Origin of the sequence: Stygiolobus sp. RP850M (assembly GCF_037389295.1) — an archaeon.
In the GTDB taxonomy this organism is placed as follows: Archaea; Thermoproteota; Thermoprotei_A; order Sulfolobales; family Sulfolobaceae; genus Stygiolobus.
On record NZ_JBBHKU010000053.1, the window covers coordinates 19,646 to 34,709 of the forward strand.

General features: G+C 35.5%; 14 protein-coding genes and 3 pseudogenes. 9 read left to right on the plus strand and 8 right to left on the minus strand.

Translation table 11 applies throughout. The features are described from left to right. Positions 1 to 18 precede the first annotated feature (18 nt). From WIW52_RS06280 to WIW52_RS06295, 4 genes are all read left to right on the plus strand, one after another. The gene (locus tag WIW52_RS06280; RefSeq protein ID WP_337709307.1) at positions 19 to 1,533 is read left to right on the plus strand and encodes a restriction endonuclease; all 1,515 of its coding nucleotides are present in this window, start codon (positions 19 to 21) and stop codon (positions 1,531 to 1,533) included. A 264-nt stretch (positions 1,534 to 1,797) separates the two neighbouring features. After that, positions 1,798 to 2,025 (plus strand): hypothetical protein, encoded by a 228-nt coding sequence (locus WIW52_RS06285; protein WP_337703406.1) that lies wholly within the window; start codon positions 1,798 to 1,800, stop codon positions 2,023 to 2,025. Next, positions 2,022 to 2,534, plus strand: coding sequence for a DNA-binding protein (locus tag WIW52_RS06290; RefSeq protein ID WP_337709308.1), 513 nt, complete (start codon positions 2,022 to 2,024; stop codon positions 2,532 to 2,534). Before WIW52_RS06285 ends, WIW52_RS06290 begins: the two co-directional genes overlap by 4 nt. 3 nt (positions 2,535 to 2,537) lie before the next feature. Continuing rightward, positions 2,538 to 2,777, plus strand: a complete 240-nt coding sequence (locus tag WIW52_RS06295; RefSeq protein ID WP_337703410.1) for a hypothetical protein — start codon at positions 2,538 to 2,540, stop codon at positions 2,775 to 2,777. A gap of 334 nt (positions 2,778 to 3,111) precedes the next feature. Here the strand turns inward: WIW52_RS06295 and WIW52_RS06300 are convergent. Both WIW52_RS06300 and hpaD read right to left on the minus strand, forming a co-directional pair. Beyond that, positions 3,112 to 4,382 (minus strand): annotated as a pseudogene (locus WIW52_RS06300) (4-hydroxyphenylacetate 3-hydroxylase family protein); the annotation flags it as partial. A 1-nt stretch (position 4,383) separates the two neighbouring features. Continuing rightward, a pseudogene (gene hpaD / locus WIW52_RS06305) lies at positions 4,384 to 5,325 on the minus strand (3,4-dihydroxyphenylacetate 2,3-dioxygenase). 436 nt (positions 5,326 to 5,761) lie between these two features. Here hpaD and WIW52_RS06310 point away from each other — a divergent pair. Further along, the gene (locus WIW52_RS06310) at positions 5,762 to 6,814 is read left to right on the plus strand and encodes a hypothetical protein (RefSeq protein WP_337709309.1); all 1,053 of its coding nucleotides are present in this window, start codon (positions 5,762 to 5,764) and stop codon (positions 6,812 to 6,814) included. A 13-nt stretch (positions 6,815 to 6,827) separates the two neighbouring features. Here WIW52_RS06310 and WIW52_RS06315 read toward each other — a convergent pair whose 3' ends face one another. The 4 genes from WIW52_RS06315 to WIW52_RS06330 all read right to left on the minus strand — a co-directional run bounded on the left by WIW52_RS06315 (position 6,828) and on the right by WIW52_RS06330 (position 11,124). Next, complete coding sequence (locus tag WIW52_RS06315) at positions 6,828 to 8,669, minus strand: hypothetical protein (RefSeq protein ID WP_337709311.1); 1,842 nt, start codon at positions 8,667 to 8,669, stop codon at positions 6,828 to 6,830. Positions 8,670 to 9,427: 758 nt separating this feature from the next. After that, positions 9,428 to 10,081, minus strand: coding sequence for a hypothetical protein (locus tag WIW52_RS06320; protein WP_337709312.1), 654 nt, complete (start codon positions 10,079 to 10,081; stop codon positions 9,428 to 9,430). A gap of 4 nt (positions 10,082 to 10,085) precedes the next feature. Beyond that, on the minus strand, positions 10,086 to 10,886 hold the full coding sequence (locus WIW52_RS06325; RefSeq protein ID WP_337709314.1) for an ABC transporter ATP-binding protein: 801 nt from the start codon (positions 10,884 to 10,886) through the stop codon (positions 10,086 to 10,088). Between the two features lies 1 nt (position 10,887). Continuing rightward, on the minus strand, positions 10,888 to 11,124 hold the full coding sequence (locus WIW52_RS06330; protein WP_337709316.1) for a hypothetical protein: 237 nt from the start codon (positions 11,122 to 11,124) through the stop codon (positions 10,888 to 10,890). A gap of 851 nt (positions 11,125 to 11,975) precedes the next feature. On the opposite strand from WIW52_RS06330, the gene WIW52_RS06335 reads away from it, so the two are divergent. Further along, on the plus strand, positions 11,976 to 13,205 hold the full coding sequence (locus WIW52_RS06335; protein ID WP_337709317.1) for an ATP-binding protein: 1,230 nt from the start codon (positions 11,976 to 11,978) through the stop codon (positions 13,203 to 13,205). A gap of 25 nt (positions 13,206 to 13,230) precedes the next feature. After that, positions 13,231 to 13,554 (plus strand): CBS domain-containing protein, encoded by a 324-nt coding sequence (locus tag WIW52_RS06340; RefSeq protein WP_337709325.1) that lies wholly within the window; start codon positions 13,231 to 13,233, stop codon positions 13,552 to 13,554. Positions 13,555 to 13,713: 159 nt separating this feature from the next. On the opposite strand, the gene WIW52_RS06345 is transcribed toward WIW52_RS06340, so the two are convergent. Beyond that, positions 13,714 to 13,893: a hypothetical protein gene (locus tag WIW52_RS06345; protein ID WP_337709318.1), complete on the minus strand. Its 180-nt coding sequence runs from the start codon at positions 13,891 to 13,893 to the stop codon at positions 13,714 to 13,716. A gap of 410 nt (positions 13,894 to 14,303) precedes the next feature. Then, complete coding sequence (locus WIW52_RS06350) at positions 14,304 to 14,474, minus strand: hypothetical protein (RefSeq protein WP_337709319.1); 171 nt, start codon at positions 14,472 to 14,474, stop codon at positions 14,304 to 14,306. Between the two features lie 32 nt (positions 14,475 to 14,506). Here WIW52_RS06350 and WIW52_RS06355 point away from each other — a divergent pair, with 32 nt between their 5' ends. Continuing rightward, positions 14,507 to 14,695 carry a hypothetical protein gene (locus tag WIW52_RS06355; protein ID WP_337709321.1) on the plus strand — a complete coding sequence of 63 codons (189 nt, stop codon included), beginning with the start codon at positions 14,507 to 14,509 and terminating at the stop codon, positions 14,693 to 14,695. Between the two features lie 181 nt (positions 14,696 to 14,876). Then, positions 14,877 to 15,064 (plus strand): annotated as a pseudogene (locus WIW52_RS06360) (IS701 family transposase); the annotation flags it as partial.

Consider the following 15,064-nt stretch of genomic DNA (forward strand, 5'->3'; position numbering starts at 1 on the left):
ATATTTGAATTGTATTATATGGACGAACTTGATATTTTAAGGTCTTTAGACCCTGAAGATTTCGAGGAGTTCGTAGCGGAAAGAGTGCTACCCTTACTTGGTCTAACAGTACAGTCTGTCACAGGCAGCCCTAATGACGCGGGTTGTGATATTATTGCTTTCGATAGCAGGCTTGGAAATAGGTGGTGTGTACAAGTTAAGAGGTACTCTGAAAGTAAGAAGGTAAGTCCAAAAGAGGTTAGGGATGTGGTTCTCGGGATGGAGCACTACAGATGTAACAGAGGGCTTATAGTCACGACATCAGAACTTAGCGGTCCGGCGTTAAAAGAGGCCGAAGACAAGGGAATAGACTATATTAATGGCTCAAGGCTATTAGCGATGATAAGGCAGTATAATATTCCCATATCTTTGACGTCTAAGTTAGTGTCAGACGATAAGAGAACAGATAATAGCAGGAGAACAAGGAAAGAAGAGACGAACGAGGAAGAGGAGAAGGAACCCTCTTCTACAAAGGTAAAAGATGATGGTGTCTTCTTGCCCATCTCGGTGAGCGAAGCCGTGAAAATCGCAAAAGAGAAGCTCTCCCGTTATAAGGAGGTTAAATTGGTTTCAGTGAAAGCCCATTTAAAAAGGCTATATATTTTCAGGGTAAAAGTGAGTTATAAGTTAAAGGGTAGGAGGAGCCAAAGTCTCGTACTGGGTATGGATGGTGACGGAAAAGTATATGAGGAAGTACCAACGCTAGTTAAGAGCATCAGTTGTGAAGTTGAATATGAGACAGATTCTGAGTTCTATCATAATGTGAGGGATAAACTAACGAAGGAGGCTGAGAAGCAAGCACCTCAGGGAGCTACAGACATAGAGGTAAAGATGGAGAGTTATAAGTTAGCGTGGGTCGTTTCATACTATGTGTTGCGATTCACGGTAGGCCTGACCAAGGCGGAAGTAATTGTGGATAGACAAGGTAAGGTGAAGGAGACAATCTTTGACCCGTTGGATGAAAGAAGAGTGGGGGAGTTTTTCGGAGGAAAAGTAGTAAAGCTAGACGGAGAGATAAAAGTGGTTAGGGAATTTGACGATAAGTTCTTGGAGGAACTTACGATTAATGAAGTAGGCGAAACCGTAAAAAGCACGAAGAGGGTTAAACCCGAATATGCGGTGAGCTTAGTCAAGACTTTTTATCACGTCGAGGGAGGGGTAAGTAGATTCAAAGAGGTAAGTGACGGAGTTAAAGTAGACATCCTTTTCAATAACTATCACTACCTAGCTAAGGTGAATAACGAGGGTAAGATTGTTAATAACGTGATAGTGCCAGATGTAAGTGTATACGTGGGCACACAAAAGGGGTATAACAAGAAGAGGAGGTGCTTAATAGTTAGAGACGGAGATGTGATCAAGGTCATCGATGCTAGCGGAGTACTAGAAAGAAAAGAGATACCTAAGGGGATATTCTCCAAGCTGAAGTTCTCGGTAAGTAACGTCATCACGTCCGATTACTCTATAGATACGAATGACCCACTAGAACTAGTGTGAGTAATTTCTGTCAAACACACAAGTGTTGGTGTTTACGTCTATTGAGCGTTCTGTTTTTTTGGATTAGTACGAGACTTTTCTCGCAGTGAGGACATAGGGCTTGTAATGAGACGTATAATGTGTGTACAACTTTTAATGAAATAGTTGAACGACACCCTTCGGTTCTATTAATTACGAACTTACGTCGTTGAGAGAACCGTATTATTAATTAAGTTTTAACCCTTTACCTTTACGCTTATAATTTTCTACGCATCCTTTTATTATATGGACAAAGAAAAAATGGAAGAGTGGATTGAGAGGTTTGAGGAGGCTAGGGAGTTGAGGAGGAAATATGCTGATTGGAACTTTATAAAGTCTCAACCGGTGAGGCTTAGAATAGCTCTCGATTACTATATAGAAACCGGAGACTTGTATAATGCTTCTAGATTAGCTGGTATGACAATGGAGGAGTTTAATGAATTGAGAATAAAGGCGAGGATCCCGAGTATATGATAGCGATTACGGATACGTCGTTTCTAATAGATTGGGTTAAGTATACCAAGCGTGACTTAATCTTCAAGCTTTTCGAATTAATTTACATTCCAGAATCAGTATTTAATGAGGTTAGAAGTGAGACTACACTTTTATGGATTGCCGAGGGATTGGAAAACAATAAGATGGCAATATTTCCTGAAATCTCTGAACTCAGAAATGAAGCACTAAGGCTCGTTCTAGAGACTAGAAGACTACCTATAAGGTCAGTAGATTTCCCAGAAGCTTACTGCGTAGTAGTAGGCAAAGTCCAGAACTATGTAGTGCTTACGGAAAATGGTGGTGCGTTGGCCCTCGTAAATTATTATGACGAGTACAAAGAAGTTAAAGTTATGAGGGCTTTGGAAGTACTAATAGAGTTATACAAGAGAGGGTTTATTCAGGAAATAAAGGGAGAGGTGAAGGATTATAGTAGGCAGACAAATCACTTATTTTCGAATAGAGATTTAAGGAAGTACGGTTTAATATGACATATGAAAATAGACGAGAAAGCATTGGAAGAGTGGATTGAGAGGTTTGAGGAGGCTAGGGAGTTGAGGAGGAAATATGCTGATTGGAACTTTATAAAGTCTCAGCCTGAAAGGATAAAGATAGCGTTAGAATACTATGTTGAGACTGGGGATTATAGGGGAGCTGCACAAATGGCCGAAATGGCGGTCGACGAGTTCGTAAATATCGCCAAGGAAAAGGCTAAAATACCGACAGTAGATTAGCCTTACTCAACCTTGCTTAATCAGTACTTGAATCACTACTTCAGCAAGCGTCTTTTCCATCTTGCCTTAAGTTAACAAATTAACCTAAATCAATTTATATTCTACTCCCCATGGAAGCTGGGCTCGGAGTTATTCAGCTACAAGAACTCTGCTTCATAAATGTGTAAACGGTATAGGAAATATCAAGACCGTCTAAAATTGTCAGGGATGGGGAAAAAGAGTAAGCCCTTTAGTACCGTAATAAATGTACAAAGTCATAAATTGTATCTATGCATACTCTATTGGTATAACGATCTGTGTTTGTGGACTTGAGTTAAATATTTTCTGACCTTATAACTCTCTCTAGGGCGTCAAGTCCTTTCATAGACATGTACTCGACGAGGAGTTCCCTCTCCTCAGGGTTCTCAAAATCTTTGATTCCTGCTGGAATCGGAATAGATGCACCTCCAGATATCGATCTAAGAATTTCGTTAGCCCTAGGAATAGCCCTCATATTAAAGTGACTTGCACCGATAGAGTAATACGGATTAGGTCTCACTATATTAGGTAGTTCCTCAGCGTTCTCGACAGAGGCTGTGAGCACCGCTTCATTTAACGCTAAGTAGATGAGTATTTCACCTATTTTATCTTGCACGTTGATAAAGTTAGAAGTACCAGCCGCTTCGGATATGGCAATGGCCAACCCTGCTAAGAACTTCAACCTCGAATAATGCTGTATTACGAAATGCCATTTGAACCAAGTTCTGAGTCCCAGAGTTCTCCACATAAAGTCCTCGATTAGTTCAGGTTTTTTATAGAATATTATCCTATCCCAAGGGACTAACACGTCTTTGAAAATGAGGATCGCGTCACTCTCGTCAAACCTAGCCGAGATAGGGTACTCAAATTCTCCACCTTCTCTAGGCTGAAATCCTCTTCTAGCTAAGAACTTAACCCCCTTTTGATAAGTAGGTATTGAAAAGTATAACGCATATCTTGTATCCTTATCCCTCCTTATGTTGGGTAAATACCAGAGCATCTCCGCATAAGGTCCAGCGGTGCTTATCATAGCAGCCCCCCTTACTATAACACCTTCAGGTTTTTCTTCCACGACCCCTACTTGTATATACGGGTCTTCCCATTGTGGGGGGGGGGTCTTGATCTACCGTACATGGGGGCTACTATTGCGTGTGTGTAGAATAGGTCGTGTTTAGTAGCTTCTCTGTAGATTTGAATGGCGTTTTCCATGTATTTTGATCCGAAGTATTTGCCGAAGTCTTCTGCGTGTGCGTAGAATACCATGTTCCAGATGTTTAGGTAGTCGGGGCTTCTGCCGAAGAAGCCGCGGTAGTAGTCGTAAATTTTTATTAACCCATCTCTTATCTTAGCTAGGTCTTTTTTGCTCTTAGGTCTTAGGAAGGAGATGCTGATCTCCTCGCCTACGTCGGGGTTGTAGACTCTTAACTCGTTGTTCTCCCAGTGCATGTCGTAGTATTTAGCAACGGTTTTAACCGGTATTCTGAAAGCAGGGTGTTCTGTAACGTCTTCTACCTTCTCTCCTTCGTAATAGACTTCTGGAGTGTGTGCCTTTATGCTTTTTATATAATCTTGACCTTTCCTGATCATTTTACCACCTCTTCAGCTCTTTAGAGAAAATGTCCTCCACTGGAACCCACTCGTTTAACCACGACTCAGGTATTGGTCTGCCCCAAAAGTCGCTCCTATACCTGAACTGATCTTGAGTCCAAACTATGGGTTTCCATTTATCAGGATCCAATACCACGTAATCCTGAGTGAAGAACTCTATCCTATTTTTGTCTAAATCCCTCAAATACACGTAATACCCTTCGGTAACTCCGTGTCTCCCCGGTCCTCTCTCTATACTGTCCCACAAACCTGCTGAGGCTAGTATATCGGCTGCCCTTACAACGTCCCTTATGTCGTGACGTAATAAGTTTCATGGTGGAAACCTGGGAAGTTCTTAGAACTTTTTGATATTGCTATTTCGTGCGAGTCACCCCTTCTGGTGAGCCACACTACTTGTCTCTTTCCTTGTTCATCTAGAAACCACTCAGTCTCATAATAGCCTAATACTTCCTTCATGAACTTTACTTCGGTTTCCAAGTTTCCTACCACAAGGTTCACGTGAGCAAGTCTTACGGGTGAAACTCCTTATATGTAAGAAGAACTTCATTCTAAGGTCACCTACATACTCCATATCGTAATAAAGGTAGAGAGGTATGCCTTGTGGTGTCTCAAATAGCAGTCCATCATCGACCCCCTTTTCCCTATGTTTTGTAAACTTTAGGTTCAGAGAGGATAACAGATCCTTAGCTTTTTCCAATTCTTCAGGCCTTTTAACTCTGATGCCTATATAAGATAACCCCGGGGAGTCGGCTCTCTTTAACACTAAGCTGTGGTGTTGCCCTTCCTCTATACCCCTCAGATAAAGGTATTCTCCGTCTTTTTCAGTGTCCACCAGTCCGAGGAGGTCGACATAGAACTTATACGCCTTTTCTAAGTCCCTAACTCTGATTGCTACATGGGAGATCCTTAAGGTGTCTATCATAATTTGCTACTGCTTTTTATCAAATTTTAATTCGCAATTAAACTTGTTAAAAGGATAAAGTGTTAAGATGGCTTGATTTCATAATGGGGTTAATATTTATAGCGAGTGTGTCCAACAATTTCCTTGTAAGGTGAAGTACGCTTTAACCCACCTCAGTATCGAACTTTTACTCATGTGGGAAGTTCTTATCCATCCTAGCCTCAACTTCAAACTCGACTTATTCAACCAAGTTTCAAAGGTGATGTGTTCATGGTTTAGATAAAGAAATCGTTTAGGTAGAGGATAAAAACTAAAAAACTCTATCAATAAATTTTCAGCTTAATAACGATACGACATATACTCCTTAAATTTAATTGAACTAAACTACGCGTTCAGCAAGAAATAAGTGAACCGTGAAAATAATCATACTTTTAAAATTTTATTAAGAGTATATTATATGCAAAAACCCGGAGATTTAGATTGGATTTTAGGTAAAATGAAGGATAAGGTAAAAGATCGTTTTGAAAAAATTAAAGATGAGGCTAATAGATCTATAGAATATTTAGATAAAAAATTAAAAGGAATAGGAGATAAAACCTATGAAAAACTTAGAGAAACTAAAAATAAAATATCAGAATATATTCCAATATATATTCCAATAGTTGGAGGTGCAGCAATAACAGCATTACCAACTTATGCAAAAGCTCCAATTTTAGCAGGATTACAAATAATAAAATTATATAAAGATACTAAAGGTAAAATATTAGGATATGGATTAATATTAGGTGGTATTACTGCTTTAGGATTGGGTATAATGTTTTTATTTAATCCTATACATTCTTTACCTTCAAATAATGAACATTTACAATATTTAGGATCTCAAAATGGATATGAAGCATTTGTACCAAATGGTCAAACAATAGATTATAATGGACATACAGATTCTGAAGGTGAATTAATATCACTTAATGGAACTACAATACCTAATGTAATATGGGATGGCCAATATGCAGGTACAATAATACAAAATCATAACCAAATAGTTCAATTGAATAATCAATTTGTTGGACAAACTGATCCAATAAATAATCAACCATATGTACCTTTACAAGATTTATATGTAATTAAAGGTCAGGTACCTGTTGAACAAGTAACAATAAATGGACAAACATATTATATAATAGAAGCAAATAGTATAAATCCAGCAGACATTGCAGGATTTTATACATATCAAGGATGGGTAAACAACTTTGTAGAAGCAATGAATACACCAGGAACATATACAGCAGTACTACCAGGAAACTCTCCAGTATATGATTGGGCAAATATAACAGGAACCGTAGCATATGAAACAATAAAATATGAGCAATATGGATTAAATGGTGCTGGACGACATTTATTGGTATTATCTAACGAAACTATAATTCCATACGGGGCATTTGATAACATTGCTGGTTCATCTCTTAACAACTATATTGTTGTACAACAAGTATATAATTCTTCCAGCTAATTTTTAGCATTTTTTAGGATACACTCACAACATAAGGTACCCCATAAGTTACTATAATCCAATCTAGATACATATAACTCGTTCCACCTCCCGAGCCTGCTGAAACAAATAAATAAGGATTTCCATTATAATAATTTGTATAATCTTGTAAGTAACTTATATACAAAGATTGTGAAAGACTATTATATCCTTCTTGATATCCGAAAGTTCCCGGTATAAAATTACTATTTACGTCATCAGAGGTAAATTGTGAATACCCATATAGAGCTACCTGATGATTTACAGGTTGATTAAACGCTGTATTATATGCGTTGATATATGATTGGGTGAATATTGATGCTGGTGGATTTGGAAATATTGGATGTCCTTTCTCTCCACCAAAGCTATATTCTTCCGGAGAAGCAAGTGTAGTACCTAATATGTTTCCATTCATTAAGAAGTATATATTCATATTACCATTTCCTGCCTGGAACCAATTATATAACCAAAATACCCCATATTCAAAATACTGTGGAGTATATTGTCCATCGAATGGAATAAAAGGAAGCCCATTTGATCCCTCATTATATCCTTCTATATTACCATTATTATCTTCCACGAAATATTGATTAGGATTATAAACAGCTATACCAAGAGGCCATCCCGTTCCTGAGTAATAATAATCATAATATCCTGAGGTACATAGATTTGATGAACATGGAATGTTATTATATGAAATAGTTAAAAAATACCCCAATCCTTTTGTACTATTTTTTTGTAATATTCCAACATAATAACCTGAAGAACAACCTGGACCTGGACCTGTACAACCAGATCCTAAAGAAGCCCATCCATATTCATACATAAATATTGAAAAATTAGTTGGTAAATATGTATTACCTCCAACATTTATTCCTATATTTTGATTTCCTATCTTACTATGTGATCCATGAGGACCAAGTACCCAGTTATATGCTGAATCATCGCCATTATAATCACTTACTGTATTAGCAGAGAATGGACCATTACCACTATAACTAACATATGATAATACAACAGCATCTGCAACTGTTGGATATGCACCACTATTTATTGGATATGCACCAATATTCAGTAGAGTTGAAGGTTGAGAATCTTCCCATGGTATTCCAGAAAAATATGCAAATGTCTGTAATCCCAATCCATTTTGTGATTGAGATAATTGAGAAAATGTATTTTGTAAAACATTTGATGTAATTAATGCATATGATCCTTGATTAGTTCCATTATCCATTACTAATCCTTCGAGAGGTCCGTTTGTTTCAACACTTGGAGTAATTCCTGTTCCATTTACATAAATAGTTACATTATTATATGGAGGTAATACATTTTCATATAGGATATTTTGATAGCAAGCAGGAAATCCATAAGAATTGCCACAATTTTCATTATCTTCTATACGATATGTATTGCTTTGATCTGGAGAAGGATAAGCATAAAAGTTAACATATATTGGAAATACATTTAATCCATTATCATACATGACTGCATAATATGGATCGCTAGGATCTAGAGCCTCTGGAGCTCCGCCAATTGTTCCATTTAAATATGGTAATAAACTTTCATTACTAAATCCAACAAATATTGGTAGAAAATTACAACCAAAATTATTACTATTATAAAATGAAGGAATATCTAGTAGATTAATAAAGAAATAATAATTTTCATTACTTTCTCCAGCATACCATGAAGGTAATACATAATATTTACCATTATAATAAATCAAAAATACTACATTATCTCCAATATATGAATTATCATTTTCATTTACACTATTATTTATATAATTACTCAAAGGAGGACCAATTGTAACTAATACATTTTGAAAATCTTCCATAGAATATCCAGGGGCTGATAAAGTTATAACTACATATGTTCCATTGACTATTTCTACATTATTTACTGTATAATTATAATATTGTGTATTTAAATTTGGATAAGAAATTCCTAATAAAGATATTGCTGGAGTTATATTTAAATATTCAGGTTCACTTAAATAGAAATTTTGTATGTTTTGACTATTTGGCGTTTCACATAATATACAAAAATATACAAAACTACCTGCCTGGTATATTACATCACTACTTCCTACAATACCACATTCCTATGTATTTCCATTATATGTATATGCAACATTATTTCCTTCAATAGAATTATTTGATAGACTAATTGTAGTGTTTAATTGAACATTTTCTAATGATTTACATCAAAAGATGTTGAATTAATATTTGTTATAGATTCGGGATATATTTCTAATACATTATTATCATTACTTTCATTAAAAGTATAAGTAGTTATTATATTATAAAATATATTACAATTACTTGGATATATATTACAATTATTTGAGCTTAGATTTTCAACAAATGATGGAACATAATATACATTATATCCATTTTGATAATATATATCTACCATAATTGTTGAATTTATAGTATCCGGACTTGTTTGATTATTTTGATTATTTAGATCCTGTATTGAAATAGAAAATTGAGCAGGATTATTAATATGATAGTATTTAAATATTGAAGTTAAAATAAATACAATTCCTGCAAAAATTATAATAAATATTGGAAGATAATAACCTACAAAATGCTAAGGTATTAGTTTTTCACTTTTAATAGTATAGCCTATTACAATAGTTAATAGTATAGCTATTAGCAGTATTGTTATACCTGCATATAACATAAGATTTTGAATTCCTATGGCAGATTTAATTATAGTCCCTGAGTATACATACGAAAGAAGTATAGTAAAGCCTATATATGTTCCCAATGGAGACCTGGAAGATCCAGCTGTCTTCTGCAGATATGAAAGATATAAAGAAGGCGGTATAATCACCCAAGAAATTCCTATAGAGTCAATTAAAATTAATATCATATAATATAAATTTCTAACAAGTAACCCCAAAATTACTGAAACTATCACTGTAATGGGAATTGAAATTAAAAGAAATGCAAGAACATATTCATAATATATTTTTCTAGGTTTTATTCCTTCTGCAATTAAAAATTCTAGGAGGCCGTTTTGTCTGTCGTCTATGAATAAGGATACTGTAAGAGAAGAGAACATTATTCCGAAGAAAGAAGGACTCATTAATAGCGATATCAATATAAATGGAAGTATAATTTTTATTCTAACTATTTCAGAAATATCGATAATAAGAAAAATAATTGAGGCTATCAAAAAATATATTGTTGTACTATAACTTCTTTTTATCATTCTTTTTAGGAATAGGAACGAAATCATTTCTTCACCTCAAAAGATCTTCTAGGGGATTTCTCATTTCTTTAATTTCATATATATTGATATTCCTTCTCATTAGCTCTTGGATTATAGAATTAACTTCTGACGGATCATTAAGATTTATTACAAAATAGTCTCCTTGATATTCACCCTTAAGGATTTTAGACAAATCTTCTGATGCTCTAATCCCTATTGTATATTCTCTTAATTTTATTTCGTTTATGGGTTTGAATAATGAAATTCTTCCTTTGTCTATAACTATAACATAATTTCCTATTTCTCTAGCTTCATACAGATTGTGGGAAGTATATATTATAATCTTGCTCTTGGATAAAGATACTATCAATTTTCTAATTTCTGAAGCTAAGATAGGGTCTAAATTTTCCGTTGGTTCATCTAAAAGATATATATCATAATCTTTAAGAAATACCTTAGCTAATGACAATTTCTTCTTCTGACCTTGGGATAAACTCGATATTCTCTTATCCAGTATATCTTCCAAATGGAATCTACCTATAACGTTATTCGGATCTCCTCCAATTATTTGAGAGAAAAATTCTAACGATTCCTTTACTGACATTTCTTGAGGTAGAGCAAAAGAATGAGAAAGATACCCTATGTTGCCTTCCTTCTTTATCTTACCTTTAAAAGGTGGAAGAATACCAGCTATCACCCTCAAAGTAGTCGTCTTACCTGCTCCGTTCCTACCAAGAAGTACATAGATTCCATTCTCCTTTATTTCAAAAGATACGTCGTGTAAAACCTCAGTTTTCCCGTATCCTGCACTAACCTCATACAGACCTAACATATTACCACCTTCTTCTTCTAGGGAAGAAGACTAAGGAAAAAACTGAGACTAAAAATCCTATAAAAAATAGTGCAGGCTTTCCTAGAACGAAACTTGATACGATTAAAAATATTCCAATACCTAATAGGGAAAAGCCTATTACTAAATTAGGTTTAATTTTTACAATATATACTAACAATATTATGAGAACTAAGAGAACTAACGGAAAAATAACATAAAAATCTGATGTAATTGACATTTATAACACTTATAGTCCTTCATTTTTTATTTTTTCTCCTAATGATTCAACGGTAAGCTTCTGTCGCGGTACTTTATATCTTCCATCTTAACCCTCCTTCAATTATTTTCTTTATTGTCTGGTAGAGAAGGAAAGTTTTGCCACTTCTTCTCTCCCACCGGTTACTGTAATTACGTAATCCTTGCCTAGAGGTAAGTCCCTTTCTATTATGTCAGGTAATGGTGAAGTAAACCATTCTGCTGTGAAGCTCTTTATTCCTCTTCCATAAGAATGATGATAATTGTAAGTTTAAGTCTTTTTACGACCAGTTTTACGTAATGATTGGTCTCTAAGAGACCAGTTTAATTTCATTAATGCGATTTTAACACTACGAAAATATTGTGCGTCTAAGATAATTTTTATTTTTTACAATTTAATTCTGTTAGCAAAATCTCTCTTTATCAATCTTCTAGGTAGCGGAGTGAACTACTCCCCCATCACCGGTAGACCTAAAATCATATTACAAATATAAATTCAATATTAAACCTCATATTTTTTCTTAATAAATAAAAGAATATATTTTATTATACTCGCAATCAAGAGCGTTAAGAATAATGTGTTAAATAATCAATGTAAATAAAACGGATTCTATCGTACACATCCCATCATTTTCTAATACATTATAATAATATTCCTCTGTCAAGGACTTGTACGATCTGTGTATTTCTCACGGCTTCGATATGATTGTAGTTTCGATCGTTACCGTATCAATTCTTTTTAAACCTCTTGATACTCATAGTATCAATTCTTTTTAAACCTCTTGATACTCATAGTATCAATTCTTTTTAAACCTCTTGATACTCATAGTATCAATGGAAGAAAACATTTGGTGGAGAGGAAAAGATTACATAGAGGATGATATAGATATCAAGAAATGGAACTCTGCTAAGTTTAAGTGGATTCCGAAAGAGATGGACAAGGTCTCTCTTCAACCATTCTCCTTAAACTTTATTGTAGGACCTAGGCAAAGTGGAAAGACCACTCTCATAAAACTTCTTATTAAGAGACTACTAGAGCTAAATCACCACCCCCTCTCAATATTTTACTGTAGTTGTGATCTTGTTTCTGACTACGAGGAACTGTTAAAGAGGATAAGGGAGTATTTAAGGACCAGAAGACAAGAGGGTATAAAATCCTCATTTATTTTCCTAGATGAAGTCACCTTTGTGAAGGACTGGTATAGGGCAGTAAAGTACTTAATTGACTCCGGCGAAGTGTTGAGCGATGTATTTACCATTTCCGGCTCAAGTTCCCTAGCTATCCTGAAACAAAAGGAGAGTTTTCCGGGCAGAAGAGGTAATGGGACTGATGTGGTGCTGTATCCTCTCAGTTTCTCCAACTACGTTAAGGTAATTAATCCCAGAATTGAAATAAAGCCCGGTTGGTATGGTGAAATTGAAGAACTCTTTCAGAGCTACATAAAAATAGGTGGATTACCGCCCTCAATTAACGGTCTATCTCCGCTGAAAACATACATAGATTGGATCATTTACGAGATAAACAAGGTAGGGAGAGATGAAACTCTAGCTAAGCAAATTCTTTCCGCAATTCTTTCTACAACACCAAGTAAGATAAGTTATAATTCCATTGCTAAAGACATAGGAGTAAATCACAGGACTGTAGCTGAATATATAAAACTATTCAACGACATGTTTTTGACCTTAACACTTCATTTCATAGACGTGAACACAGCTTACTTTAACTACAAAAAGCAGATCAAGATACACTTTCTAGACCCATTGTTTTACGATGCAATATCTCTATGGACTGGAGTTAAAAAGCCGGACGAGCCTATAATCGTTGAGGGGGTAGTTGCGTCGCATCTCTCTAGAATTTATAACATAGGGTACACTGAAGTAGGTAAGGAAGAGATAGACGTCGTAACTCTGCCTGAAGTCGTCGGATATGAGGTAAAATATAGGGAGAGGGCAAGGCAGGTTAAAGTTATTGCAGGAAAGATGAAGAAAGTCATTACGTTATCAAAGAACGGGGAAAACGACACAGTTCCGGTTCACTTATTTCTTGCTGAACTGAACGCGTAGTTTAGTTCAATTAAATTTAAGGAGTATAGCTAAAGCAATGGAAGAGAATTCAGTTAGCTCAGTGGTTCTGAAGGAGAACGATAAAGTATTAGGCATAGTAACTGAAAGGGATATAGTAAGGGCTGTAAGTAAGGGTATAAGCCGTGACAGTCTGATTTTCGATATCGCGAGTAAAAATATCATAAAGATTGATTATCACAAAAGTATATATGACGCTTACGATATAATGATAAGGAGTAACATAAGGCATTTAGTGATAGAAAAGGATGGTGAATGTGTAGGAGTAGTATCCATTAAAGAATTGAGTAAACCCTTGTCACTTATGTTAGCTGAAAACATGAGTTATTAAGCGAGAACAAAAAAACACTTTTCCTCTTCTTATTTTTTCCCAGTTTTCCAAATCCTGAACCATCGTAACCGGTGACAATTATCGCCTTTGGGCTTAGAATCTCGTAAACTAGATATCCGTGCAATAATACGTCACGCTTCACTTGACTTCCGTTTGTCCCTATACTTTCATTTCACTCATTTTATGATCAATCATGATCGAGTGTAGGGACTTAGCCCTCAACCACCTACTTAAGGTAGGTGGGTCGTGGGACTCCTTCGAGCCCAACGGCACGGGGCTCACATCTCTGCATTTACTCCCACCCTTTTGGGCATAGCCCACATCGGTGTGAGAGATCATTATCTATCAACGAAAATTCGTTATAAGCAGATAAAAAGATCTCTGTTAACGTGAAAAAGGATTCAGTCCCTTAATCCCTTTCTTTGTAAAGTAAAAGAAAATAATGAAATAAAAGAACTGTTATAATATTCATATTGTGATAATAAAAGGGCGAAGATAAAAACAAAAAAGTTTTAAAATATGTTTTAACAGAAGTAGAAATGGGGGATGAGGGGATGATGAGGAGGGTCTGAATTGATCTATGATAGGTTACCCAGAAGCTGACCTGAACCCCTCATCCCTGATTCATTACTTATCTTTTCAACTATTAAGCTTTTCTTCTCATCCAATTTTGAAAAATTGAACAAAGAATGAGGTTGGATCCTAACGTTAAATCTATAACGTGAGAATAATTGTATAAACTCCCCAGTTTAATAAGAAAAAGTTTGTTTATTTGCGTGCATTCTAACAAGTATTGCAGTAACCTGGAGTTTAGTCTTTTCTAAAAACGCTCTTGCAATCTTCTCATGCTCATCACTCCTTACAATTATGATAAATACGTGTTTCTTGTCCTTAATCTCATTCTCACTCAGGAGAAACATGCTTAATTTAAGGACTTCCTTATCTTCTAAATATGTTGTTCAAGTATTACGGGCTCTCGGACGAAAAGATAAAGATGATATCGGAATTACTGAAGGACGAAAAGGAGTTCTACCTTATTGTCTCTAAAAGTAATGAAACGTTAGATGAATTAACGATTATGATATTATTACACCAGTTAGACTTATGGAATGAAAGTAAGAAAACTTCTATAATCGACTGATTTAATGCTTTTTTCCCTAATTTCTATTTTTTTTTAAGGCAATGTACAGCTTTTCTCTGTTCCTCAGGATGATCCAACTAATTTTATTAATTACAGCAGTTATGGGAATCTTAGGGAGGTAATACCAAGAAGTCGGTATTAGCGAGAAGTTTTTAATTTTAGACGTCTTCATACTGAAAAGATGTCAAACGGAAAAGGACAAATCGAGTTAGCTAAGGAGAAGTTGGTCAAGGCAGTCAACCAAGTTTTGGGCGTGATCAGGAGGAACGGGAGGAGCAAGAAGGTCGAGTTAGCACTAGTCCTCATGACCCTGCTAGGTGGTAGGGCCAGCGTGAAGAATGTTGCCGAGACGTTCGGGTTGGACTACGC